The 23,601-nt window shown below is 43.7% G+C and carries 30 protein-coding genes and 1 pseudogene; 24 read left to right on the top strand and 7 right to left on the bottom strand.

Annotated elements, in window-relative coordinates; translation table 11 throughout:
- Positions 1 to 87: 87 nt before the first annotated feature.
- The 7 genes from NQS30_RS15150 (at position 88) to NQS30_RS15120 (ending at position 5,343) form a co-directional block, all read left to right on the top strand.
- Entirely contained in the window at positions 88 to 258 is a 171-nt protein-coding gene (locus NQS30_RS15150) for a YpmA family protein (RefSeq protein WP_003153512.1), read from the top strand.
- Positions 259 to 267: 9 nt separating this feature from the next.
- Entirely contained in the window at positions 268 to 753 is a 486-nt protein-coding gene (gene tseB, locus NQS30_RS15145) for a cell wall elongation/penicillin-binding protein regulator TseB (RefSeq protein WP_122504092.1), read from the top strand.
- Between the two features lie 22 nt (positions 754 to 775).
- Positions 776 to 1,957 carry a pyridoxal phosphate-dependent aminotransferase gene (locus tag NQS30_RS15140; RefSeq protein WP_020955983.1) on the top strand — a complete coding sequence of 394 codons (1,182 nt, stop codon included), beginning with the start codon at positions 776 to 778 and terminating at the stop codon, positions 1,955 to 1,957.
- Positions 1,958 to 2,091: 134 nt separating this feature from the next.
- Positions 2,092 to 3,384, top strand: coding sequence for an asparagine--tRNA ligase (gene asnS / locus NQS30_RS15135; RefSeq protein WP_012117840.1), 1,293 nt, complete (start codon positions 2,092 to 2,094; stop codon positions 3,382 to 3,384).
- Positions 3,385 to 3,478: 94 nt separating this feature from the next.
- Positions 3,479 to 4,177 (top strand): DNA replication protein DnaD, encoded by a 699-nt coding sequence (gene dnaD, locus NQS30_RS15130; RefSeq protein ID WP_003153516.1) that lies wholly within the window; start codon positions 3,479 to 3,481, stop codon positions 4,175 to 4,177.
- An 18-nt stretch (positions 4,178 to 4,195) separates the two neighbouring features.
- Positions 4,196 to 4,855: an endonuclease III gene (gene nth, locus NQS30_RS15125; protein WP_007612187.1), complete on the top strand. Its 660-nt coding sequence runs from the start codon at positions 4,196 to 4,198 to the stop codon at positions 4,853 to 4,855.
- A complete protein-coding gene (locus NQS30_RS15120; protein WP_032870046.1) occupies positions 4,852 to 5,343 on the top strand; it encodes a YpoC family protein in 492 nt (163 codons plus the stop codon). Before nth ends, NQS30_RS15120 begins: the two co-directional genes overlap by 4 nt.
- Positions 5,344 to 5,420: 77 nt before the next feature.
- Here the strand turns inward: NQS30_RS15120 and NQS30_RS15115 are convergent, their stop codons facing one another.
- Together NQS30_RS15115 and recU are read right to left on the bottom strand one after the other, a co-directional pair.
- On the bottom strand, positions 5,421 to 8,204 hold the full coding sequence (locus tag NQS30_RS15115; protein ID WP_218791275.1) for a PBP1A family penicillin-binding protein: 2,784 nt from the start codon (positions 8,202 to 8,204) through the stop codon (positions 5,421 to 5,423).
- A 38-nt stretch (positions 8,205 to 8,242) separates the two neighbouring features.
- Complete coding sequence (recU, locus tag NQS30_RS15110; protein WP_012117837.1) at positions 8,243 to 8,851, bottom strand: Holliday junction resolvase RecU; 609 nt, start codon at positions 8,849 to 8,851, stop codon at positions 8,243 to 8,245.
- 41 nt (positions 8,852 to 8,892) lie between these two features.
- Here recU and NQS30_RS15105 point away from each other — a divergent pair, with 41 nt between their 5' ends.
- Complete coding sequence (locus NQS30_RS15105; protein ID WP_014305287.1) at positions 8,893 to 9,855, top strand: DUF2515 domain-containing protein; 963 nt, start codon at positions 8,893 to 8,895, stop codon at positions 9,853 to 9,855.
- Between the two features lie 43 nt (positions 9,856 to 9,898).
- On the opposite strand, the gene sspM is transcribed toward NQS30_RS15105, so the two are convergent.
- Positions 9,899 to 10,003: an acid-soluble spore protein SspM gene (gene sspM / locus NQS30_RS15100; protein ID WP_003153525.1), complete on the bottom strand. Its 105-nt coding sequence runs from the start codon at positions 10,001 to 10,003 to the stop codon at positions 9,899 to 9,901.
- Between the two features lie 205 nt (positions 10,004 to 10,208).
- Between sspM and NQS30_RS15095 the strand changes: the two genes are divergently transcribed.
- The gene (locus NQS30_RS15095; RefSeq protein WP_015240083.1) at positions 10,209 to 10,454 is read left to right on the top strand and encodes a DUF5446 family protein; all 246 of its coding nucleotides are present in this window, start codon (positions 10,209 to 10,211) and stop codon (positions 10,452 to 10,454) included.
- A gap of 45 nt (positions 10,455 to 10,499) precedes the next feature.
- Positions 10,500 to 10,868, top strand: coding sequence for a YppE family protein (locus NQS30_RS15090; RefSeq protein WP_098081526.1), 369 nt, complete (start codon positions 10,500 to 10,502; stop codon positions 10,866 to 10,868).
- A gap of 38 nt (positions 10,869 to 10,906) precedes the next feature.
- Here NQS30_RS15090 and NQS30_RS15085 read toward each other — a convergent pair whose 3' ends face one another.
- Positions 10,907 to 11,089 (bottom strand): YppF family protein, encoded by a 183-nt coding sequence (locus NQS30_RS15085; protein ID WP_003153532.1) that lies wholly within the window; start codon positions 11,087 to 11,089, stop codon positions 10,907 to 10,909.
- 186 nt (positions 11,090 to 11,275) lie between these two features.
- Between NQS30_RS15085 and NQS30_RS15080 the strand changes: the two genes are divergently transcribed.
- Entirely contained in the window at positions 11,276 to 11,710 is a 435-nt protein-coding gene (locus NQS30_RS15080; RefSeq protein ID WP_025284916.1) for a YppG family protein, read from the top strand.
- A gap of 29 nt (positions 11,711 to 11,739) precedes the next feature.
- Here NQS30_RS15080 and NQS30_RS15075 read toward each other — a convergent pair whose 3' ends face one another.
- Positions 11,740 to 12,153, bottom strand: coding sequence for an Hsp20/alpha crystallin family protein (locus NQS30_RS15075; RefSeq protein WP_017418017.1), 414 nt, complete (start codon positions 12,151 to 12,153; stop codon positions 11,740 to 11,742).
- Positions 12,154 to 12,291: 138 nt separating this feature from the next.
- Between NQS30_RS15075 and NQS30_RS15070 the strand changes: the two genes are divergently transcribed.
- Both NQS30_RS15070 and NQS30_RS15065 read left to right on the top strand, forming a co-directional pair.
- Entirely contained in the window at positions 12,292 to 12,798 is a 507-nt protein-coding gene (locus tag NQS30_RS15070) for a PTS sugar transporter subunit IIA (RefSeq protein ID WP_012117833.1), read from the top strand.
- 98 nt (positions 12,799 to 12,896) lie between these two features.
- Positions 12,897 to 14,714: pseudogene (locus NQS30_RS15065) on the top strand (DEAD/DEAH box helicase); the annotation flags it as partial.
- Positions 14,715 to 14,738: 24 nt separating this feature from the next.
- Here NQS30_RS15065 and NQS30_RS15060 read toward each other — a convergent pair.
- On the bottom strand, positions 14,739 to 16,562 hold the full coding sequence (locus tag NQS30_RS15060; protein WP_218791274.1) for a recombinase family protein: 1,824 nt from the start codon (positions 16,560 to 16,562) through the stop codon (positions 14,739 to 14,741).
- Between the two features lie 112 nt (positions 16,563 to 16,674).
- Positions 16,675 to 17,070: a helix-turn-helix domain-containing protein gene (locus tag NQS30_RS15055; RefSeq protein ID WP_218791273.1), complete on the bottom strand. Its 396-nt coding sequence runs from the start codon at positions 17,068 to 17,070 to the stop codon at positions 16,675 to 16,677.
- Positions 17,071 to 17,218: 148 nt separating this feature from the next.
- On the opposite strand from NQS30_RS15055, the gene NQS30_RS15050 reads away from it, so the two are divergent.
- From NQS30_RS15050 to NQS30_RS15000, 11 genes are all read left to right on the top strand, one after another.
- On the top strand, positions 17,219 to 17,431 hold the full coding sequence (locus NQS30_RS15050) for a helix-turn-helix transcriptional regulator (RefSeq protein ID WP_218791272.1): 213 nt from the start codon (positions 17,219 to 17,221) through the stop codon (positions 17,429 to 17,431).
- Between the two features lie 50 nt (positions 17,432 to 17,481).
- Positions 17,482 to 17,685, top strand: a complete 204-nt coding sequence (locus tag NQS30_RS15045) for a hypothetical protein (RefSeq protein ID WP_212098268.1) — start codon at positions 17,482 to 17,484, stop codon at positions 17,683 to 17,685.
- A 436-nt stretch (positions 17,686 to 18,121) separates the two neighbouring features.
- Positions 18,122 to 19,543, top strand: a complete 1,422-nt coding sequence (locus tag NQS30_RS15040; RefSeq protein WP_218791271.1) for an AAA family ATPase — start codon at positions 18,122 to 18,124, stop codon at positions 19,541 to 19,543.
- Positions 19,544 to 19,560: 17 nt separating this feature from the next.
- Entirely contained in the window at positions 19,561 to 19,794 is a 234-nt protein-coding gene (locus tag NQS30_RS15035; protein WP_218791270.1) for a hypothetical protein, read from the top strand.
- A gap of 3 nt (positions 19,795 to 19,797) precedes the next feature.
- Positions 19,798 to 20,433, top strand: a complete 636-nt coding sequence (locus NQS30_RS15030; RefSeq protein ID WP_218791269.1) for an AAA family ATPase — start codon at positions 19,798 to 19,800, stop codon at positions 20,431 to 20,433.
- An 11-nt stretch (positions 20,434 to 20,444) separates the two neighbouring features.
- A complete protein-coding gene (locus NQS30_RS15025; RefSeq protein ID WP_218791268.1) occupies positions 20,445 to 20,837 on the top strand; it encodes a hypothetical protein in 393 nt (130 codons plus the stop codon).
- Positions 20,834 to 21,823, top strand: a complete 990-nt coding sequence (locus NQS30_RS15020; protein WP_218791267.1) for a metallophosphoesterase family protein — start codon at positions 20,834 to 20,836, stop codon at positions 21,821 to 21,823. The genes NQS30_RS15025 and NQS30_RS15020 overlap by 4 nt, the downstream gene beginning before the upstream one ends.
- A gap of 13 nt (positions 21,824 to 21,836) precedes the next feature.
- Positions 21,837 to 22,109, top strand: coding sequence for a hypothetical protein (locus NQS30_RS15015; RefSeq protein ID WP_218791266.1), 273 nt, complete (start codon positions 21,837 to 21,839; stop codon positions 22,107 to 22,109).
- Complete coding sequence (locus tag NQS30_RS15010) at positions 22,087 to 22,365, top strand: hypothetical protein (protein WP_218791265.1); 279 nt, start codon at positions 22,087 to 22,089, stop codon at positions 22,363 to 22,365. The genes NQS30_RS15015 and NQS30_RS15010 overlap by 23 nt, the downstream gene beginning before the upstream one ends.
- Positions 22,365 to 23,006 carry a hypothetical protein gene (locus tag NQS30_RS15005; RefSeq protein WP_218791264.1) on the top strand — a complete coding sequence of 214 codons (642 nt, stop codon included), beginning with the start codon at positions 22,365 to 22,367 and terminating at the stop codon, positions 23,004 to 23,006. Before NQS30_RS15010 ends, NQS30_RS15005 begins: the two co-directional genes overlap by 1 nt.
- Before the next feature lie 29 nt (positions 23,007 to 23,035).
- Positions 23,036 to 23,599: a hypothetical protein gene (locus NQS30_RS15000; RefSeq protein ID WP_218791263.1), complete on the top strand. Its 564-nt coding sequence runs from the start codon at positions 23,036 to 23,038 to the stop codon at positions 23,597 to 23,599.
- Positions 23,600 to 23,601: the final 2 nt, after the last annotated feature.

Here is a 23,601-nt window from a genome sequence, read left to right as displayed (position 1 = left end):
GGTTCATGCCGCCTTGTGATTTTATTATGCCGCGGGCGCATCCCGTTATGACTAACAAAATTTGTTCGACCGATGGAGGGTATAAAAATGGAAAGCAAAATTGAAATTCTGTCAACGATTAATGTGGAGCATTCAGATGATTTATATAAAATCGTCGATACTTTAAACCGGACTTTGAAACGGGACAATCTGATGTTCGGGCTTGCGCTCGACGAAGAAAATCAAAATGAAGCGGTCTTCACCATTTATCGCACATAGGTGAAAAAGATGAGAAAAAAAGCATTAATATTTACAGCCGTATTTGGTATTATTTTTTTAGCAGTTCTTTTATTTTCGGCCAGCATTTTTAAATCTGCAATGGCCCAAAAAGAAGAAGGCCACGACACAGCTGCCGCAGCCGCTAAAGAAAAAACGGATCTGACAGATGCTGAGAAAGTGGAGACCTTTGTCGGCAAACAGAAATATTATGTTGTTACCGGAACGGATAAACATGGAAAAGATATGTATGTATGGGTTCCGGCCGACAAAAAAGCAAAAATTCTCTCAAAAAAAGCCAGTGACGGCATTTCAAGCGGCAAGGCTGCCAAGATCGTCCGGCACGAAGGGCTTGTTTCCAAGCTGAATGGCGTTCACCCGGCGAGAGAAAACAATGTTCCGTTATGGGAAGTGACCTATATCAACAAAAGCGGGCAGTATAGCTTTAGTTATGTGGACTTTACAAGCGGCAAGATTCTCAAAAACATCACACCGTGAGACGTATTAGGGGGAGTTCAAGTTGAAATTGGCAAAAAGAGTATCCGCATTAACACCGTCTGCAACACTTGCAATTACTGCAAAAGCGAAAGAGCTGAAAGCAGAAGGCCATGATGTCATCGGCCTCGGAGCAGGAGAACCGGATTTTAATACGCCTCAGCACATTATAGATGCCGCGGTGCGTTCCATGAATGAAGGCCATACGAAATATACGCCTTCAGGCGGTCTGCCGGCGCTGAAAGACAGTATCGCAAAAAAATTCAAAAACGACCAGGGGATTGAATATAAGCCGTCAGAAATCATTGTCTGCACCGGAGCGAAACACGCTCTGTATACATTATTTCAGGTTATTCTCGATGAAGGGGACGAAGTGATTATACCGACTCCTTACTGGGTCAGCTACCCTGAGCAGGTGAAACTGGCAGGGGGGCGTCCCGTCTATGCAGAAGGGCTGGAATCCAATCAGTTTAAAATTTCACCGGAGCAGCTGAAGCAGGCTATCACCGAGAAAACAAAAGCGCTCATTATCAATTCACCGAGCAACCCGACAGGTGTTATGTATACGAAAGAAGAGCTTGCGGAACTCGGAAAAGTGTGTCTGGAGCATGGCATTCTGATCGTTTCCGACGAGATTTATGAGAAGCTTACATACGGAGGAAAAAAACACGTCTCAATCGCACAGCTTTCAGATGAATTGAAAGAGCAGACGATCATCATTAACGGCGTGTCCAAATCTCACAGCATGACGGGCTGGAGGATCGGCTATGCGGCGGGTTCGGAGACGATTATTAAAGCGATGACGAGCCTTGCGAGCCACAGCACATCAAATCCGACGTCTATCGCTCAATACGGCGCTATTGCGGCCTATAACGGTCCGGCTGAGCCGCTGGAAGAGATGAGACAGGCATTTGAGCACAGACTGAACACCATTTACGCTCAGCTCAGTGAGATTCCCGGATTCACCTGTGTCAAACCTGAAGGGGCGTTTTACTTGTTCCCTAACGCCAAAGCGGCCGCAGAAAACTGCGGATTCAAAGATGTCGATGAATACGTCAAGGCGCTTCTGGAAGAAGAAAAAGTCGCCGTCGTGCCGGGCTCGGGCTTCGGCTCACCGGACAACGTCCGTTTATCTTACGCAACGTCACTCGATCTTTTAGAAGAAGCGGTCGAAAGAATCCGCCGCTTCACAGAAAAACACAGCTGATTCTGAAAAAGCGGCTTTTAAAGCCGCTTTTCACTTGCATTGACCCCGTTAGAGTAGAACGGGTATAATAAAGTGATGAAAAAAGAGATTCAGGCAGATTCCTGAATGTCTTTCTTGTTCTGGAGGGAAAGAGTTTGAAAACAACAATCAACCAAGTGTATAAACACACAGGCGAGGAAGTAATGATTGGAGCTTGGGTCGCTAATAAACGCTCAAGCGGTAAAATCGCATTTTTACAGCTGAGAGACGGTACCGGCTTCATTCAGGGAGTTGTCGTCAAAGCTGAAGTAGAAGAAGACATCTTCCAAATCGCGAAATCAGTGACGCAGGAAACGTCACTTTATGTAAAAGGAATTGTGAAAGAGGACGAGCGTTCACCGCTTGGCTATGAGCTTGCTGTTACATCCATTGAAGTCATTCACGAAGCGACTGATTATCCGATTACGCCTAAAGAGCACGGTACGGAATTCTTAATGGATCACAGACATTTATGGCTCCGTTCGAAACGCCAGCACGCAATTATGAAAATCCGCAACGAAATCATCCGTGCGACTTATGAATTTTTCAACAAAGAAGGCTTCGTGAAAGTTGATCCGCCGATTTTGACGGGAAGCGCTCCGGAAGGCACGACTGAGCTGTTCGCGACGAAATATTTTGATGAAGACGCCTTCTTGTCTCAAAGCGGCCAGCTGTATATGGAAGCAGCTGCAATGGCGCTCGGAAAAGTATTCTCTTTCGGACCGACGTTCAGAGCGGAAAAATCGAAAACGAAACGCCATCTCATCGAATTCTGGATGATTGAGCCTGAAATGGCATTTGTTGAATTTGAAGAAAACCTTGAAGTTCAGGAGAATTATGTTGCATACATCGTACAAAGTGTGCTGGAACATTGTAAGATCGAGCTGAACACATTAGGTAGAGACACATCGAAGCTTGAACAAATCAAAGCGCCATTCCCGCGCATTACGTACGATAAAGCGATCGAATTCCTGAAAGAAAAAGGCTTTGACGATATTGAGTGGGGAGATGACTTCGGTGCGCCGCATGAAACAGCGATCGCAGAAAGCTATGACAAACCGGTGTTTATCACTCATTACCCGACGTCATTAAAACCGTTTTATATGCAGCCTGCCAAAGATCGTGACGATGTCGTGTTATGTGCCGACTTAATCGCTCCGGAAGGCTACGGGGAAATCATCGGCGGTTCAGAACGCGTTCATGATATGGATTTATTGGAAGAAAGATTAAAAGAACACGGTCTGGATTCAGATGCTTACAAATGGTATGCTGAACTCAGACAATACGGTTCTGTTCCGCACTCCGGCTTCGGCCTCGGACTTGAGCGGACAGTGGCTTGGATCAGCGGAGCGCCTCACGTGCGTGAAACGATTCCGTTCCCGAGACTTCTGAACCGTCTGTATCCGTAATAGTTTTAAAAAACGAAGTCTCCTGCAAGGGAGACTTTTTCTAAGTAAAGGGGAAAGCTCCCGGAGATAACCTTTTACAGTAAGAGGTGTAAGGATGAAAAAACAGCAATTTATAGATATGCAGGAACTCGGCATTTCAAGCATTCCCAACCTGCTGCTGACACATTACCGGCAGCTCGGGCTGAATGAAACCGAATTGATCCTGCTTTTGAAGATTAAAATGCATTTGGAAAAGGGCTCTTATTTTCCGACGCCGTTTGAACTTCAGTCAGGCATGTCCATCTCTGCTGAAGAATGTACAAGCTGCCTGAGAATGTTTATTCAAAAAGGTTTTCTGTTTATTGAAGAATGTGAAGACCATAACGGCATAAAGTTTGAAAAATATTCTCTGCAGCCGTTATGGGCGAAGCTGTATGATTACATGCAGCATTCACAAAACGAAACGCAGGAAAGAACGTCAGAAAGAGAACAAAAAAGCCTGTATACCATCTTTGAAGAAGAGTTCGGAAGACCGCTGTCGCCGCTTGAATGCGAGACGCTGGCCATATGGCAGGACCAGGATCAGCATGATGCGATTCTGATTAAACACGCCTTAAAAGAAGCCGTTTTATCGGGGAAACTCAGTTTTCGCTATATTGACCGTATTTTATTTGAATGGAAAAAGAACGGCTTCAAAACGGTTGAGCAGGCAAAGGCGCACAGCCAAAAATTCCGGCGTGTTCAAACAAAACAAAATGATCCGCAAAAAGAGTATACGAGGCAGGTGCCTTTTTACAATTGGCTGGAACAATAACATGAGAAGGGGAGAAACGTGTTAAATTTAAAGCAAATTGAATATTGTCTTGAAAAAATCGGCGATATGTTTCCGCACGCAGAATGTGAACTTGTCCATTCAAATCCTTTCGAATTGGTTGTGGCAGTCGCATTATCCGCGCAATGTACGGATGCTCTCGTCAACAGAGTGACAAAAACGCTATTTCAAAAATATAAACGGCCCGAAGATTATCTTGCCGTATCGCTGGAAGAACTCCAGCAAGATATTAAATCAATCGGCCTGTACCGTAATAAAGCCAAAAATATTCAAAAGCTGAGCAAAATGATCATCGAAGAGTACGGCGGAGAAGTGCCGAAAGACCGGGATGAGCTTGTGAATCTGCCGGGTGTCGGACGGAAAACGGCAAATGTGGTCGTGTCTGTTGCTTTCGGCGTACCTGCGATCGCAGTAGACACTCATGTGGAGCGGGTCTCTAAACGGCTCGGTATCTGCCGCTGGAAGGACTCTGTTTTGGAAGTAGAGAAAACATTAATGAAAAAAGTGCCGAAAGAGGATTGGTCTGTTACGCATCACAGATTAATATTTTTCGGCAGGTATCATTGTAAAGCGCAATCTCCCCGCTGTGCGGAATGTCCTTTGCTTCCGCTATGCAGAGAAGGGCAGAAGCGTGACAAAAAAGGGCTGGTGAAACGGTGACGGCGATTGACATTCTGGCAGGCTATGAAACATACCTGCGCAGCCTTACGGACTTGGAAAGCCTCGAGATCAAAACGGCGCTGCGCCGCCATCCGCTGTATATGGATTTCAGCGGTCAGCCAACCGTGCAGCCATGGAGGGAAAGGGGCGAATATGTCCCGTTTCTGTTTCAGATTTGGAATGAAACGAAAGAAACGCTGCTTCCCGTTTTTCAAACAAGAAAATCGAGATGTGATCAAAATGACATGCTGAAGGGAATTGCCTGTCTGATTGCCGCTTTTCACTGGACGGCAGGGGAGCGGGTCACATCACTCGACTGGACTGTGCTTGAAACAAAGCATTTTCCCGCCGAACCGATCAATTGGGCGGAGCGAATGGCGTTTATTTTAACGAAACCGACTCAATATCACTCGTTTATTCAGCTTGATGAATTGATGACGGAGATGAAGAAACAATATCATAAATATGAAGCCATGAACAAAGGTTAAAAACCTCCTTTTCTCATAAGGAGGTTTTTTTGTATGAAAAAAATCCTTCACCTGGTTGAGGTGAAGGATTTCGTCCGCTAATGAGCGGAATTTGACTGGATGGTTGACGAATTTGACTGCCCGTTGATATTTGAAGATGAGTCTTGGTTTTTGTCCGTTTGACCGTTGTCAGGTTTATTTGAGCCGTCTGAACCGGAATCGGAATCATTATCAGAGCCGTTATCTTGCTGTCCGTTGTTATCGGTCCCGTTACCGGGCTGATTCTGATTGTTGTTATCTGTTTGATCCTTATCGGATTGATCCTGATTTTTATCCGAGTCATCAGTTGGTGTTTGATCCGATCCGTCAGACGTATCTGTCTGATTGTCATCTGTGTTTGAATCATCGGTTTGCGTTTTGTCTTTGTCTTTATCTTCATCAGACTTCTGTTCATCGTCAGTCGCTTTATCTTTATCCGCATCGTCTTCTTCATCTTTCGGGACTTTGAAAGAAGCTGATGCCGTATCGCTTTTTCCGTCATCGTTTTCCGCTGTCACCTGGAAGCTGTATGTGGAGCCTGGTGTGACATCTGAGACGACGGCTTCTTTTGCTGAACTGTTTTGAATGTCACTGTAGCTTCCGCCGTCAACGGATTGTTTGACATTGAATGTTGCATCACCGTCATAATTCCAGCTTAAAGTTAATGATTTTTTATCTTTGTCGTATTTCACTTGCAATCCTGTCGGTTTATCGGCTTTTTCTTTCGTGTACGTTTTAGAAACGGCAGTTGGCTGCGTTCCTTTCACGAAGTACTCCGTCACTTTTTTATCATCCGGCGTATTCGGTCCGGCTAAAGCGGCAGGATTCGAGCCTTTCTCAACTGTTTCTTTGACGACGCTGTCAGGCTGCTTGAAGCTTCCTTTACCGTCATCAACGTATGAGATCAGCTTTTGGAAAATCCGTTTTGCGACTTGCTGGTCAGCAGAAGACAGTGATTTCTTGCCTGCTTTGTTGCCAGACTCAACTCCGGTCCAAACCGCCGCTGTATATTGAGGGGTGTATCCGACAAACCATGAGTCTGGGACTCCGCCCGGAGCAATGTTATATTTTTGAATGTCCTCTTTAGTAAAGTTGGTCGTACCCGTTTTACCGGCGACTTCCACGTTCGGCACCTGAGCCAGTTTACCTGTTCCTGATTCGACAGCTGATTTGAGCATATCGGTAATCATAAACGCTGTGTAGTCGCTCATAGCACTTTTCGGTTTCGGTGTTAAATCAAGCTTAGTGCCGTCATTAAATTCAATCGATGTGACCGCGTGCGGTTCGTTGTACGTTCCGTTATTTCCGAACGCACTGTAGGCGCCTGCCATGGTCATAGTAGATACACCGCGGTTACCCTCACCAAATCCCCCGATAGAGTAGGGTTCATATACTTGATCTTTGTTTAATCCCAATCCTAAGTCGTTTGCGAAGTCGACGGCATTATCTTTTCCTGCTGCTTGGTATGCTTTTAAAGCAGGAATATTACGTGAGTCTGCGAGGGCCTCTCGCATAGATATCTGACCTCTGTATTTATTGTCCCAATCATGAATCGGTGTGCCGTCAGAGTACGTATAAGCCGAATCATCAATCTGCTCATACGTCGACCATTTTTTGTTTTCAATGACCGGCCCGTAATCAAGAATTGGTTTTATCGTTGAACCAGGCTGGGTTTTACCTTGTGTTGCATAATTGAATCCCCCGGTAGTTCTGTTCCGTCCTGCTCCGATGGCGCGGATTTCTCCGTTTGTCGTATCAAGGAGAGTGACGCCGCCCTGCATGCCTTCCGAAAAGCCGGCTGTATCTCCGTTCATCAATTGATCAAGATAATCTTGTGCTTTCGTATCAAGAGTCGTGTAAATTTTCAATCCGTCAGTTGAAATATCGACGTCTTTCTTTTCTTTTGTCTCAATTTCTTTCATAACTTCTTCGACAAAAGCGCTGTATTTATTTGTGTCCTTTTTATCGTATTCCTTTTGGCTGACGACGCCTTCATCTTTCATGGACACTTTCTTTGCTTTTTGGTAGTCAGAATTTGAAATGAATCCTTGTTTTTCCATTAAGCTGAGAACAATGTTTCGGCGTTTTTCGGAAGCCTTCGGATTTTTAACCGGGTTATATCCGGTCGGGCTTTGCGGCATTCCGGCAAGCGTCGCCGCCTGTTCAACCGTAAGCTTGCTCAAATCTTTTACGCCGAAGAATTCTTCAGCCGCTTTACCGACGCCATAGGCACGCGGTGAGAAATAAATTCTGTTTAAATACATTTCTAAGATTTCATCTTTAGAATAATGGCGCTCCAGCTGCAGTGAAAGCCACACTTCCTGTGCTTTCCGTTTAATCGTTTTCTGATGGGTCAAAAGCGAGTTTTTCACAACCTGCTGGGTGATTGTGCTTCCTCCCTCTGAACCGAATCCATCCGTAAAGTTGGCGACCAAGGCGCCTCCGATCCGGATCGGGTCTATACCGTGGTGCTTATAAAAACGGGCGTCTTCAGTTGCGATAAATGCTTCTTTCACAACATCGGGTATATCCTTAATCGGGACGTAGGTTCGTTTTTCACCGCCCACTTCCGCGATTTCTTTGCCGTTTTTATCGTAAATCGTTGAAGAGTAAGGCGTTTTCAGCTTGGCTTCGTCCAAAGACGGCGCGCCGGAAACCAAAACGGCAAATGCCGCCGCTCCGCCGACTATGCCAAGGACAAACAGAATAACCAAGGACAGCACAATCTTTTTGAATAAACCGCCTTTACGCTGTTTCTTGCCTTTTTTCGGTGAAGAGGGCTTAGTGCTTTTCGTCTGCCTTGCCTTACGGCGTTCTTCACGGCTCGTAAATTGATCTGACATAACATCTCAACCTTTCGTTTATCAACCTTTCGCTCAGTCTACTGTTCCTGCGAAAAATAAAGCTGTTCAATAATACTAATATAATCAATTCTCGGTGAGTATCCAAGGGAAATCGGAAAGGAAGCATCTTCTAATTCGTCTTTGCGAATTGATTTTCTGCCATTGTTCTCCTTTCTCTCCCAAAAGACAAACAGCTTGTCGGCTTCGAGGAAATAAACCTTTCCGAAAGCGGATATAATAACAAAACAAATGCCGTCTTGTCTGACCACCTGCTTCATATGCTCAATTTGATGATCATGAAAATTCTGCAGGGGAAATGCCGTTTTGTTTTTTGTTTCTTTTGCCTCAAAATCAATGTAGCGCCCTTTATAAATGCCGTTGTAGTCAGTTGTGGAAGACTGTTTAAAATAAGCTTCCTTAATGACTGCGGCGCTTCTTTTCGGATAGTGGACGTTTACAATCTGGACGGGTGTCGGCTTTTTGTGAATGACAGCAATTTGGTTAGCCAGATAATACTTATTCGTTTCATTCAGGTCGTCTTCGAGGGTCATGCCGCGATTACTGTATGAATGAGACCGTTTCTGGCTGTTTTGGGATGAAACCGTTTTGTTCGGCTGAAAAGTTTTTCCATTCGGGTACCGAATCACTTTTTCCATCCTCCTTATCAAACTAATAGTGACGGAAGTGAATGAACGTGCATAAACGACAGACCGTAACCGCCATTCTTCGCCTGATCGAAAAAGAGACGAAAATAAAAAATGCCGATAATATTTCCCGGACGAATGCCTATAAAGCATATTATGACCGCCATCCTGAGATCAAGTGGCCGCTTTTGGCATCGTTTGTGTCCCGCAATGCGGGCTGGTCGATGACTGATTTAAGAGGCGTCCTTTATCAGGAGGGCCTTGACAGCAGTCAGAAAAACTGGTTTTTCCTTTCGTATGAAAGGGCGAATTGGCTGATTTTTTCTGATGCCTATCCTCAGCTTCTGGTCTACCAGTGGTCAAAACAAATCGGCGAACCTCTTTTCCGTCATCTTCCTTATTTCCGCGTCTCGGCTTTTATGCAGGAAGAATGGTTCCGCTTTTGGCGTGACGGAGATACGGAACGGCTCATGTATGCTCTTATTATAAATGAACAAAACACTATCCAAGCACCTATTATACAAAATCCTTCGTTTAAAAAGAATGTTTTTGGCACGATTCCTTTTTATTTAAGTGATTGGTTTCACTTTAATACGGTGATATTCCCTTCATTTGACGGACATTTATACGGAATCTCCGTCAAACGGTTTTCGAAAACCGAAGAAAGAATTACGCTCGGAAAACAGCTGGCCCGTCTTCTGTTCAGCCCTGATCTGCACGCTTCTTTTTACCGTTTTCTTGATACCGTTCCTCATACCGGTTCACGCTTTGATATGGAGAAAATGATCGGCATCAAAAAAAGAACATCACCGATGCTGAGGACAACCTATCCCATTGTTGCCCACCCATTAGACGGCGAAAGGGCGGATTGGTTTCAAAAAAGGTTAAGAAAAGGGGCTTTCTTACAGGAGAAAATGCCGAAACAGCTTGAACTGACGGACTGGTACTTCCAGAAAAGACGGGAGCTCCATGCGCTCTTCGCGGTTAAAGAGTGGCTGAAGAAATGAAAAAGCCCGAAACCGTTCGCTGGGGTTTCGGGCTGCTGATGTGTTACGTGGAAGGGCGGTTTGGGCCGCCTAATTTTTTATCAAGCGTATCAGTCGTTTTTGCTTCGGTTTTTTGCTGTTTACCTGCATTTTTCGGTCTCGTTTTCATACGGCACCTCCTCAACTGTATCGTTTGCATTAACGTGCCGGTTCATACAAAGTTTGCGGCACTTTTTTGTCGAAAGGCACGCCTTTTAGGATAATCTCTGTTTGTTTGCCGAACTGCTTCTAGTTTTGTCATGTGCAGAGGAGAGCGGTATGAAAACGAGAATTATATTCTAAAGAGACGCAAGTGATAAAAGGGAGGAACATGAATGTCTGTTTACACGAGCAAGGCTGATATTCTCCGTCTGCTTTCTGATATCGAATTCCGGATTTCTGCTGCTGAAAAGACGCTTACCCAAGCAGTCAGATCCTGTCAGGCGGAAGCTGAAGAAATCAGACAGGAGAAACTTTCCCGCCTTGAGGAAGAGGCGCGGGAGCTTCATGTTTGTATTGATGACCTGTTTTTGGCTGACCGGCGTAAAAAGGATTTGCCGAAAGCCTGCCGGATCAGCTGATTTTATGCAAAAACTTTGGTACCATATGTACTGAGGTGAGTCCGTTTGCAGACACAGTCGTTATTGGAGCTGACAGAACAAATGATAGAGGCGGTTCTGGAAGCCGAAAAAAGGTATCAGGATGGAAAAGAGTCAGGCCGTTCATATGATTTTTTTGAGATTATTAAACCCGATGTTGAAAAAAGAGACCGGCTTTGCGCGCTTTGGACAGAAGCAGCGCTTGCGTTTATTCAGGAAAACCGTCCGAAATACGTTCATCACGCACAAATTCAGGCCGTTACAGAAAATTTCGGAGAGCTGATACTCCAATCATATGTTCATCATATTCATAAAAAAAGATACAGGGATTTAACTGAATCTGTTTTATATACGCTTCGTATATTAAGGGATGAAATTGAAAAAGAAGGCAGCTGAAAACGGCTGCCTTCTTTTATATAAAGGGGTCGGGTATGTTATTCATACGCCGGGTTTTCTGCTCCACTTGCTTCGAGAACCTTCATACTGTTTCGAAATTCGGTTGCGGTGAGATGGCCTTGAATATAGAGGAATTTTGCAAAGTCCATCAGTTTATCTGCACAATCTGTTTCATATTTTTTCACTTCAGCAAAACGCTTTCTTAAGTATGATACGTTCATAATGGTGCATCCCCTCTCATGTATGTTGAGATTATGGTAACATAACGATTCGACTTTTTTCTGTTTTTAAAAAATTAAGACTTTCGACAGCATTTGACAAAAATCAGAATCACCGAAAGCACATAACCACGGCGGAATTCATACATATATAGCAGAAACTTAGTGAGAGACAAGGGGGAATGTCATATGCAATGGAGAGCAGAGCCATATCAAAATATGTACCAGCAGCCGGCGGGATATTTCTACCCGCAGCAGATACAGCCATTACAGCAGCCGTATCCGCAGCAGATACAGCCATTGCAGCAGCCGCCATATCATCAGCAAGGGCAGTACCCGCAGCAATTTTATCCGAATCAGGAATACGGTCATGTGCAGCAGCCGTTTGCTCCCTCTCCTCCTCAGGCAGCCATGCCGGGGGGGCAGCCGGGGTTTGTGAATCCTTACCCCGTTCCCAGACCGAATCAGCAGCAGTCTTCCCAATTCTCAGGCATACTCTCCCAGTTTAAAAAAACGAACGGACAGTTTGACTTTAATAAAATGATAGATACAACGGGGCAGATGGTAAGCGCCGTAAATCAGGTCGGATCGCTGGTGAAAGGCTTCACCAGTATCTTCAAATAAAAAGCATGAATGATATCCATCATTCATGCTTATTTTTTAGGGAAAAAGAGGGTAAGCGTCTGTTCATTCCAGGATGTTTCCATATCTTCTTCACTCACCTTATACGGGAGGACAACGGTTCTTGTCATGCTTGAAGACACATGGGATGAATGAGCCTGTTTATGATCGTAGCGGATTGTAACGTGAAGGTAGCACCCCTTCGTTTCCACCAGCATATCACCGTCACGGAATGTCTCGGGAACGCTGATATCAACCGCGAGGCCCGTCGGCTCTTCTCTGACGTCAATCGTCACTTGCGCTTCAGTAAAAGCCGAATTGACAAGGTGCTGAAAACCCTGCATCAATTCTGCGAAGGGACCTGAGTGAAAAAATTGGTCCATCGCATGGCTGATGATGTCCTCATTTCTTTGCGGATCAAGTTTATCGTTTTGTGATTGATCCATATGACCACCGCCTTTTTACAAACAGACTATGCGATGTTATGCCGTATGGTTAAGAATTGAAGGAAAAAAGAAAGTATGGTTAAATAGTGGAGAATAAACTGGTAACGGATTCACATTTAGGAAGGGGAGCACAACACATTGCTGAAAAAATTATTCGGATTGGGAGACAGCCGGAAAAAGCCGGCCGAGGAAGTGATCTTTTCTCCGGCTGACGGAGCGGTGATGGATTTGGCTTCAGTGCCGGATCCCGTATTTTCACAAAAAATGATGGGGGACGGGATCGCCGTCGAGCCTGCAAACGGAGACATTGTTTCACCGGTTGAGGGAGAAGTGATTCAGCTGTTCCATACAAAACATGCTGTCGGCATCCGCACCCTTTCCGGAGCGGAACTTTTGATACATGTCGGTTTGGATACCGTCAATATGAACGGTGAAGGCTTTGAAGCGCATGTAAAAGAAGGAGACAAAGTGAAAACAGGCGATCTGCTTTTAACGTGCCGGCTGGATTTAATAAAAGAAAAAGCAAGCAGCACCGTCATCCCTATGGTGATTATGAATGGCGATGCCGCAGAACCTTTGCAATTTGCAGGCGCAAATGAAGCGAAAAAAGGACAAACAGAGCTTTTTACGATAAAAATGAAGTAGGCAGGGGCTGATTCCCTGCTTTTTTTCTTGTGCAGGATTTTCATCTAGCCAGGCAAACAAATATTCGGTAAACTGTACCTCATAAAGAGGTGTGAACGATGAAGAAAAAATCACTGAGCGAACTGATTCAGGAATTAAAAAATCATGAAAATATTGTGCATTGGCATGAAGAGGAACCGCGGGAGGCGAAAACCATGCCGATGCCGGAGCAAGTAGATCGGAAAATTCGGGCGGCTCTCGAAAAGAGGGGGATCGAGCGGCTCTTTACACATCAATACTCCGCTTTTCAGACGGTTCAAAACGGAGAAAGCATTGTGGCCGTCACACCGACGGCCTCCGGAAAAACACTGTGTTATAATCTTCCGGTTCTTCAGTCTATCGCGGAAGATGCCTCAAGCCGCGCGCTTTATTTATTTCCGACAAAGGCGCTCGCGCAGGATCAAAAAAGCGAGCTGAACGAAATCATAGACGAGACGGGCATGGACATTAAAAGCTTCACCTATGACGGAGATACGTCTCCGGCCATCAGGCAGAAAGTCAGAAAGGCCGGGCATATTGTGATCACAAATCCCGATATGCTTCATTCAGCCATTCTTCCCCACCATACAAAATGGGTGAGTCTGTTTGAAAACCTGAAATATATCGTCATTGATGAATTACATACGTACCGGGGCGTATTCGGCAGCCATGTGGCGAACGTCATCCGCCGTTTAATGAGAATCTGCGCTTTTTACGGAAGCAAGCCGTCATTTATCTGCACATCCGCCACAATCGCCAATCCGAGGGAATTGGCGGAGCAGCTGACGGGAAAATCAGTGCGCCTGATTGACGATAACGGCGCCCCGGCCGGAAGAAAGCACTTTGCTTTTTACAATCCTCCGATTGTAAATAAACCGCTGCATATTCGAAAAAGCGCCACCGTGGAAGTGAACGAACTTGCCAAAACTTTTTTAAAAAATAAGATCCAGACGATTGTTTTTGCCAGAAGCCGTGTCCGGGTTGAAATTATTTTAAGCCACATTCAGGAGATCGTAAAAAAAGAAATCGGCGCGAAGTCTGTCAGAGGCTATCGCGGCGGATATCTTCCGAAAGAAAGAAGAGAAATAGAGCGGGGGTTAAGAGACGGCAGCATTCTCGGCGTTGTCAGCACAAACGCGCTGGAGCTCGGCGTTGATATCGGCCAGCTTCAGGTCTGCGTGATGACGGGGTACCCGGGCAGTGTCGCGAGCGCATGGCAGCAGGCGGGCCGGGCCGGGCGGCGGCAGGGAGAGGCGCTTATCGTGATGGTGGCGAACTCTGATCCGATTGACCAATATATTGTGCGCCATCCTGATTATTTCTTTAAACGCTCGCCTGAATCTGCAAGGATTAATCCCGATAATCTCATTATACTGGTCGATCACCTGAAATGCGCCGCGTATGAGCTGCCTTTCAGAGCCGATGAAACATTCGGAGAAAATGATGCAAGAGATATTCTCGAGTATTTAGAAGAAGAAGGGGTGCTTTACGAAAACCGCGAACGCTATCACTGGGCGAGCGAATCTTTTCCCGCCTCCAACATCAGTCTCCGTTCGGCGTCACAGGAAAACGTGGTCATCGTTGACCAGTCAGAGACGGCTGATGTAAAAATCATCGGAGAAATGGACCGCTTCAGCGCGATGACGCTTCTTCATGATGAAGCGATTTATCTTCATGAAGGGGTGCAGTATCAGGTTGAAAAGCTTGATTGGGATCATAAAAAAGCGTACGTGCGAAAGGTCGATGTCGAATATTATACAGATGCCAATTTAGCGGTGCAGCTGAAAGTGCTGGACATTGACAGAACGGACAGCAGAAAGAAAACGGCCTTACATTTCGGCGATGTAACCGTGAACGCACTTCCGACAATATTTAAAAAAATAAACCTATGCACTTACCCACCAAAAGAAATATAATTCCCCCTATTGCATATCGAATTTTTCTTTTATTCTACGCACAGTTGTTGTAGACATCCCTGTATCCCTTGAAATTTGACGTAGAGACGCGTTAGGATTCTTCTGTACATATTCCTCAAGAATCTTTCTTTTCCCCTCAGGATCGTGTTTAATCGCTTTTATCTGGTTCTCGAATTCCCCGTATTTATTTCGTAACCTTACGATTGTGCTTGGAGCGATATTTAATTCAGCCGCTATTTTTGACTGCGGTATACCAGGATTATCTTTCATCATTTGCTGTATTTTTTGATATTTCCCCCAAGGGTCCCTGTTGTCCTTCTGATTACCATTACGCCGCTCATAAGGGTTTGGGTCTACTTTAACGCTTATCTCCAAGGGAGCGCCGTTAGGAAGTTCGCCAGCCATCACGATATGATCTGAGTAGACAGTAGTCTGTGGAAACAGCTTACCGATCATGTCCATTTGTTCGTTTTGTGTTAACCAAGTGTCAAAACGCTCAGCGATCTTAAAATACTCTAGAATTAAATCATAATTGAATTGTTGCGATTCGACGATTGATAATTGTGCATTTAATTGTTTAACTCTTTTTTCGTGAGTGGTGATCTCATTCATCAGAAAACCGTGCTGCTTGTCCAATTGCTCTTTAGGGAATTTTCCGTCTAAATAAAGAGGGAGGAGACGATCTACTTTTTCACGTGCGTCAGCTAAAGACTTTTTCGCAGCTTTCACTTCATCTCTAAGCCGTGCAGCGTCACTTTCATCAAAATCCATTTGAATATGATCTCTTGCTAGTTCCTCGCTCTTGATAATATTCTTAATTGCGGAGACAATATTTTGTTCAACACGAATCATATTGATAGACAAGTCGCACTTAAAATCGTCTTTTTGACGTTCTGGTCGGCCGTGCGTGATATAAAAATGTATTCCGTACTCTTTTGTTCCTGACATGTGTATTGTCAATTTACGGCCGCAGAGACCGCATGTCATATACGTACGTCTTAACAACTGAGGGACCTCGTTTTCACGGGTCTTTTTTTGGTATTTCAGTTCTCTCACTTCTTGAAGCTTCTCATACGACTCTTCGCTTCTGAGTTTTGGATAAATATTCTCGATTTCAATTGTTTCCCCGTTAGAGAAAGTCTTTCTCATGATTCCGTGATACGCTTTATTCTTTAATTTAGAGGCTATAACAGTATCAGACCATTTTTTACCCGTAGGTGTTAAAGTGATTTTGTTCAGCTCTTTGGCGATCCGTTTGAAACTGTAGCCCTTATTTAGATACAGATCATCGATGAAAGGGATAACCCAAGACCATTTCTCATTAACACTGTATGTTCCAGTATTTTTGTCGTAATTATATTCGATAGGAGTCTTTCCCCATCCTTTACCTTCACGTGTGCGCTGACGTTTACCACGCATCATACGTCTATTAATAGCACGTTTCTCCCGCCGTGCTATCAGGTTTTTAATGTCGCTGATAAATTCGTCGTCTTCATTGTCTAGATCAGTTATGCTGCCTGGCTCAGCGATTCGTACATTATTTTCTCGGAGTGCAGATTTTAAAAATTCCCATGAAACGGTATCTAAACGGCTAAGTCTGTCTTGGTCGATACACAAAACAACGTCACAGCCGCCTTCCTCCACAAAATCAAGAAGAGCATTAAGTCCGGACTTGTCCAACTTTGCTCCGGAGTCCACGTCTCTAAATTCTTTTGCAATTATCCAGTTCTGGGATTCCGCGTATTTTCTTAATTCTTGTTTTTGTGCTTTTAAGCTGTACTTATGTTCTTGCATTTTTGTGGATACTCGATAGTAAAGAGCTGCGCGCATTTTTGAACCTCCTATAGGGATTAGATACTTATGTATAAAAATAATAAAGCCTGCTACAAAACAGGCATAGTGAGCGTTATTATGTGATTATTTGTGTCTCTTATAGGGATACCTAACGGTCTTTTCTTTGGGAGAGCAGGTACTTTATATATTTGACCGCGTCTTCAGCCTCTTCCTTTGTCAGTATGGATTCATTATCGTCGCCTGTTTTGTACTCTTCAGCTAACTCACTTACTTTCAAGTTTAGTTCTGAAGGAAATAGCTTCGTGTATTCATTGACAAAGCTTTTCTCAGATTCGCTATAATGTGGGTTTTCTTCGTCTATAAAATAATCCACAGATACCTCAAAGACTTTAGAAAGCTTAACCAAAGTATCTCTGGAAGGTTTCTTTTTATTTAGTTCGAACTGCGATACTGCGGTTTGATGTGTTTCTAAGCAGTCAGCAAGGTCGCCCTGACTCATGTTTCTTTCCTTACGTAATTTCTTAATTTTCTCCCCCAGTGTCATTGTATAAACCTCCTCAATGTCCAAAATACGGAAACGAAAAAAAGAATTTCTAAATAATTGCTAAATAAAGGTTGACTTTAAGACTACAGGTCTTATAAAATAAGAATCACCAAGTAAGACCTGTAGTCTTAAAAAGGGTTGGTGGTCAATGGTAAACAAAAGACTAATCAAACTTAGAAAGAACTTTGACCTGAGCCAAGAAGAACTTGCAGATATTATAGGCGTTCACCAGACTATGATTAGTAAATGGGAGCTAGGTTTAAAGGATCCCAATAAGGTTCATAAGATCAAGCTCGCTAAGTTCTTCAAAGTGACAGTCGAATATTTATTTTACGAGTCTTATTATGACACCGTGTCATAATTTTTCTTTTAGTCATTTTAAGACCTGTAGTCTTGAAAGGAGGGTGTAATATGCCTGATTACTTAATAAACCCTGAAACGATTCGGAAAAGTGCTCACTTACCGGATAAACTCAGTGAATTGTCCAAACACGATCCTCAGGCAGCTCTTGAAATCCTCCAATTTTGGGGAGACGGTGTTAAACCAATTGTTGAATTATGGGATCTCGTTTGTGACAAGCTTCAAAAAGTACAACTGTCAGTTAAGCACGGCTAGCGTTATTAAGAAATTTACCATAAACGCATTTGAGTATAAAACACTTAAAGATATTTTTTATGAAAATAAATCATATTTTTAATAAAAGTACGAAATATGAGATACGTTTTGGTTAACGTAATAATAACATCATTATGTAATGAAGTAAATACAAAAATGAAAAAACCTAGAAAAATGTGTAATTTTTATTAGGTGGTTGTAACTGAAAGGGGGTGAGAATTAGCTTTGAACGACGGGAGCGGGGGTTCTAACAGGAGGCAGGAGAGAATTTTTGCAAGCAGGCTTTGTAGGGCATCTGATGTGACAGAAGCTTGTAAAAGGGCGAAGCTTCTTTTTACAACAGGGAACGCTGACGATTACGTTATCGCTCACACAATAATTCTTCGGTTGGCTGGCCCGAAATCGCGACAGTTTTCTGAAATGGAGGTGGGCAGTTATGACAGCAGTCAAACAAATACTAATTAAAGGATTTCAGTCACATATTGAATCAAACATAGGGTTATCCAACGGATTAAACGTTATTACAGGACCTTCAGACAGCGGAAAGACAGCAGTTCTAAGGGCTATAAGGTGGGTAGCGTTTAATGAGCCGGCAGGGGAAGCTTTTCTGAATAGGGTTGTAGGAGAAACAGAAGTTTCAATCAAGCTCGAAACGGGACAAGTTATCACGAAACGCCGTAGAAGAGGCAAGACATCGTATTTGTTTCAGCAAAATGAGGATGACGAAGGTAGCTTATTTGAAAAATCCGAGGTTCCAGATGAAGTAAAAGCGGCGTTGGGGATTCGAAAAGAGACCTTCGGGGATTTTGAGACAACTTTAAACTTTGCGTATCAGCTTGACGCGCCTTTTCTAATAAGTGAAACGGCCAGCGCTGGAGCTAAAGTGCTCGGGAAACTGGCGGGAACGGCAGCGGTAGACATGGCAGTTAAGTCAGTGAATAAGGATACAGTTGCCGCTAGAAATGAACGATCAAGGGCGACACAGGATATCGAAAAGATAAATGGTGAGTTGTTGAAGTTCGCAGGTGTAGATGAAGCGAAGGAGCAGTTAGAGTTAGCGCAATATGTACTGGATGAAGCAGAGCGGAAGATTGAACGCTTATCAGAATTAAAAGGTTTTCTTGAAACTTATGGGTACCAGTTGCAAGTATTCAGGGCAGCAGCGGAAAAACTGGATAAACTGCAAATTGTCTCAGTACTCACTGAGAAATTAGAACAAATAGAAAAAGCCCAGTATAAGCGAGTAGGATTACTGGACTTGAATTGTCAGTTGCAAAAAGCGGCTGCAACCGCTAAAGAGACTGACAAAGTATTGAGCAACCTTACCGGGATTCCGGTTGCAACCGAAATCCTAACCGGTGTAGTAACCAGTCAAGAGAAAGGTCATTTGTTAAATAGCTTATACAAAGAATACACGAAATATACCCTTCTCGTAAATAATTCTGTTGAAAAACTGCAACGTATAGGAGACTTGCCTTCTCTGAGTAGCCTCTTAGATTCTGTAGAAGAAAGTCTGTATACACAAAAAACACTTTCAAACACAGCTGAGGAGTACAGAGCCTCAAATAATAAGCTCAGGGCGTCGCAGGATCGTTTGGAAATGTTCCGAGACCTATGGAGAGGCCATGTTCTATTAAGCGTCCTAGAAGCTAAGAGTGCATCTCTAATCGATTTGAAATCTCTAGCCAGCTCTTACGATAAGTATCGGTCATTTATTTCTATGTCAGAAGATGTGGTCAAAGATGCCGAAGAAAATGTTTCTAAGGCTCAGGCAGAGATAAAACAGGCATTCGAAGAAGCTGGCGGTATTTGTCCGCTTTGTCAAAGCCCAGTAGTTTGTTCGCATAAATTTAAATGAGAAAGGGACGATGTCACGTGAATACCCAGGAACGTATCGAAGCAGCCAAAAGCAACTTAAATAAAGCAGAAAAAGCAAAGCTCCAGGCTGAAACGCAAAAAGAGCATGCTGAGAAGCAACTTGAAGAAGTAAAGCAAAAGATGGCGGTAGCTGGCGTTACTCCGGAAAACATTGAAAGCACAATTCAGGAATTGGACGAATCAATAAAAAAAGATTTAGAGAAAATCGAAAATCTTATCCCGCAGGTGTAACCAATGTATCAACTGATGAGAGTGAAAGCCGATGTAAGGCAGGCATCAGATAAGATATCCGCATTAATTGGTCAGCGTGATCTTCTTAGAAAGCAGAAGGAAGAAGCTCGGAACAGATTGGAAGCGGCTCAGCAGGAATTAAACAACTTTGATTTAGTTCAGATCTTGCTGCAGAAGACAAGCGAGTACGCCCGGCAACAGGCAAAAAAACAGATTGAGGATATTGTAACCAGTGCTTTATCTGTTGTGTTTGGTAAGGATTATCGGTTCAACGTAAATATCGAGGTTAAAGCGAACCAGCCAGTAGCAGAATATTGGCTTACATCAGAAGGTGTCACCACACAATTGAAACCGCCAGATTACGATAGGGGCGGTGGAGTGGCTGACGTTGTTAGTCTTGCCTTAAAACTTGCGGTCGGTGAATTATCCGGGGTTCGGGGCCCGTTGTTTCTTGATGAAGCTGCTAAGCATGTTTCACAAGAATATGTGCAAAACGTAGCATTTTTCCTGAAAGAGTTCAGTCAAAAGTTTAACAGACAAATGGTCCTGGTCACCCACTCTTCCGTTTTGGCGGAAATCGGGGATACAAGTATCGGAATAAGACAGGTCAATGGAAAAAGCATAGTTGAAACGATATAGGGGGTTATCCAATGAGTATTCGTAAAATTTTAGCTGATATTTTGAGACCTACGGATAATAAAGAAAAAATTTGCCGTGTAGATGATGGACTGTTTCTGAATTTAGCAATCGCAGAACACGAAGTGGATTTCGTGAAAAATAAAATAGATGCGTATATACGTTACCTTGTAGCGAAAGAAGTGGAAAATCCGATTTCTGACGCGGGAGAAAAATACAATGCGGAGTTTAATAAGGCTTTAGAGAAACTTCGGGTCGCATGGAATGATATTCACAAAAGCGCAGGACTTTCGGATAAAGAAATTGAGGATTATAACTATTCAGTATCAAGCTTCGGGAATTTATATCGGTATAAACCCACTGAAGCAGGTGAGGATCCCGCTACAACAAAAGGGTGTTGTGGATGACTCGGTTACTTTACACAGGAGATTGGCATCTTCGCGGAACCACGCCAAGAAACCGAAAAGACAACTACAAGGAGTCACTAAAAGAAAAATTGTTGGAGATTTTCAACTTAGCACGGTACCGACAGGTAGACGCAATTATAACAGCCGGTGACACATTTCATACTCCTGAAGTAGCAACGGGTGTACTCCTAGAATTTGCGGAGCTAATCGCTGAAAACTGCCCAGTCCCGCTATACACTACAGCAGGCAACCACGACATCTACGGATACAACTTAGATACATACAACAGGACAAGCCTGAGAGTTTTGGAAAAAATAGTGCCACAGCTTGAAGTAATAAACGATCCGAGTGTTCCCAGGTTTCTCGGTGGCAGAGGGGATTTTCCAGAAGTGCAGCTTACGTTTACTCCATACAGTGCGGAAATTGATAAAAAAGGATACGGATACGCGCCGGCTTGCAAAAGTAATGCAGACTTAAAGATCCACATAGCTCACGGGATGCTGCTGGATCATACGCCTCCGTTTGATCGGTTTACGTTAATCAAAGACGTGGAGACAACAGCAGATCTTGTACTCACTGGGCACGATCACACTGGTTACGGAATTTATGAGCGGGCTGACGGTAAGACGTTTGTAAACTGCGGGGCTATCTGCAGGCTTTCCGCTTCTCAAACTGAGATTACGAGAAAAATAGAAGTTCTTCTGATCGATATTCAAAACCGGAAATACGACTTGGAATTAATCCCGTTACAATCGGCGAAGCCAGGAGAAGAAATTCTGGATCGTAGCGCGATAGAACGTGAGCAGGAGCGGCAGTACGCAATGGAGGAGTTCGCATCGTTGATTCAGTCAAACACCGGGGAGAAAGTCTTAGTGGACGTTAACTCCATTATTGAGAGTATCGCAGAACAGGAGGGGTATCACCCCTCTGTTGTAAGGATCGCTTTAGAGAAAATAGCGGAATCAAAAGAAACGCTGAGAGCATAAAGGAGGCCCAAAAATGTTAGTGAGTAAACCGCAGTTTGACGAAGAAATATTCAAATATGACACGCCGATTTCCGTAACGGAAACAACAAAAACCTGGAATGGTCTTGTTATAGAAAATAATGGGACGCATTTATCTGTCCTTCGCCTTCCTATGGCCTCCAGTGCTTTAAGGTTTAGCCCTCCACATACAGTTAAAATCTCGGCATCTAAAGTGGACGAAGGAAAAATAAAGCTCGCACTGCTTGTGCCAAAGGAGAATAAAAATGAGCGATATTCTTGTAAATAAACCGCAGTTTGATGTAGACACTCTCTCACCTGGAACTGCAGTATGTGTTAACACGAGATCCTACGATTTTTTAAATCTACTAGCGAATAAGGATTTTAATGCGATTGTATGTAAAGTCTCACCTCTCGAGTTAAACATCGTTTTTGTAAGGGACGAAGCACACTGCACAGAAACACTGTCAATTACAGACGTTGTAAACGAGCATTTAACTATCACGTTATTAGAAAAAGTGAAACCGAAGGAGGAAACGAAATAATGGCTATTTCTTATCTTACATTCATCAAACACGCGGAAAAAATGGTGAAAGACATCGGTTTTGCAAAACCAGCTTTAAAAGGGGTTTACCATGCTCACGACGGATCTGTTGTAGTATCCGATGGAAATCGTATCTATGCAGCAAAGAACGTACAAAGTCGAAATGACGGTGCCTCGATTGATCCAGAAACAGGGGAGCTACTGGATGGTGTTTATCCAAATGTTAATCCATTAATTCCTACAGGTTTTATCGATCAGCTCCAAGTTCAAAGTACGACGTATCTCCATCTAGTTACAGATGCATTTATCAAAGCCGGAGTTGTTCCGAAACAGGGCGAGAAAAAAGGCAAAAAAGAAGATGTAGTGCTTACGTTGTCATCCTGCGTATCGGGGAAACATACAGAACTTTCTGTGAAAAGTAAGTCTCTAAACGCTGATATCGATTTAGGACCTACGCAATACAATAATGATTTTGAATATGAAATCAACGCAGAGCAGTTTTTGCAAGCTTTGAAGCTCTTTAAGGACGCGGGTTATGAAGAGCTGTGTATTAAATTCTACCAAGACGAGTTTGCAATCAAACTAGTCAGCACCGACGACAAACAAACACTTACTGCTGTTATCCCAGTCGTACTTGACTAATCCCATTATATGAAGGAGTGTACAACCTTATGCGATTAAATTTAGAAGATAAAATCACAGCTCTTGTAGGAGAGTATGGCAAAGAAAAAGTAATGAACGCTGCTGAAGAATTGCTAAACGCTGCAATTAAAAAAGTCCCTGCCGGGTATGACTCAGTAGTTTCTCCTGAAAATGTCCAGTTTGTAATTCAGGCTATCGACGCAGCTGTTGCTGATGTGGTTGCGGAAGGGGAGAAAGTTGACTCAGCTTACGGTGAGCGTGCAAGACTCATGAAAGAAAAAACAACACTGGAGACTGCGGTCCAGTTAAAAGAAGCCGAGGCTATCATGCAGATTCAGGGAGAAGGGCGTAGCCAGTACGTGATTTGGAAAGGTGAGAAGATTGCACTAACAAATGACACTCTCAGGGATTCTTACCGCCGATCTGCCGCAGAAAGCGAGCACAGGCAATTGGCTAATGTAAAGGCTCAATTAGCAGAAATTGAGGTCAATATCATGGCGGCAAAAGACATGTATGCAACAGCTAAAGAAGCAGCGGATCTACTTAAAGCGAAAGCTCACGTACAGGGGAATTTGCTCAAGTTTTTAGCTTAACA

Origin of the sequence: Bacillus sp. B1(2022) (assembly GCF_040259625.1) — a bacterium.
GTDB classification, from domain to species: domain Bacteria; phylum Bacillota; class Bacilli; order Bacillales; family Bacillaceae; genus Bacillus; species Bacillus velezensis.
The sequence above is the reverse complement of the archived record's forward strand: the minus strand, read 5'-3'. Positions and strand labels throughout refer to the sequence as shown.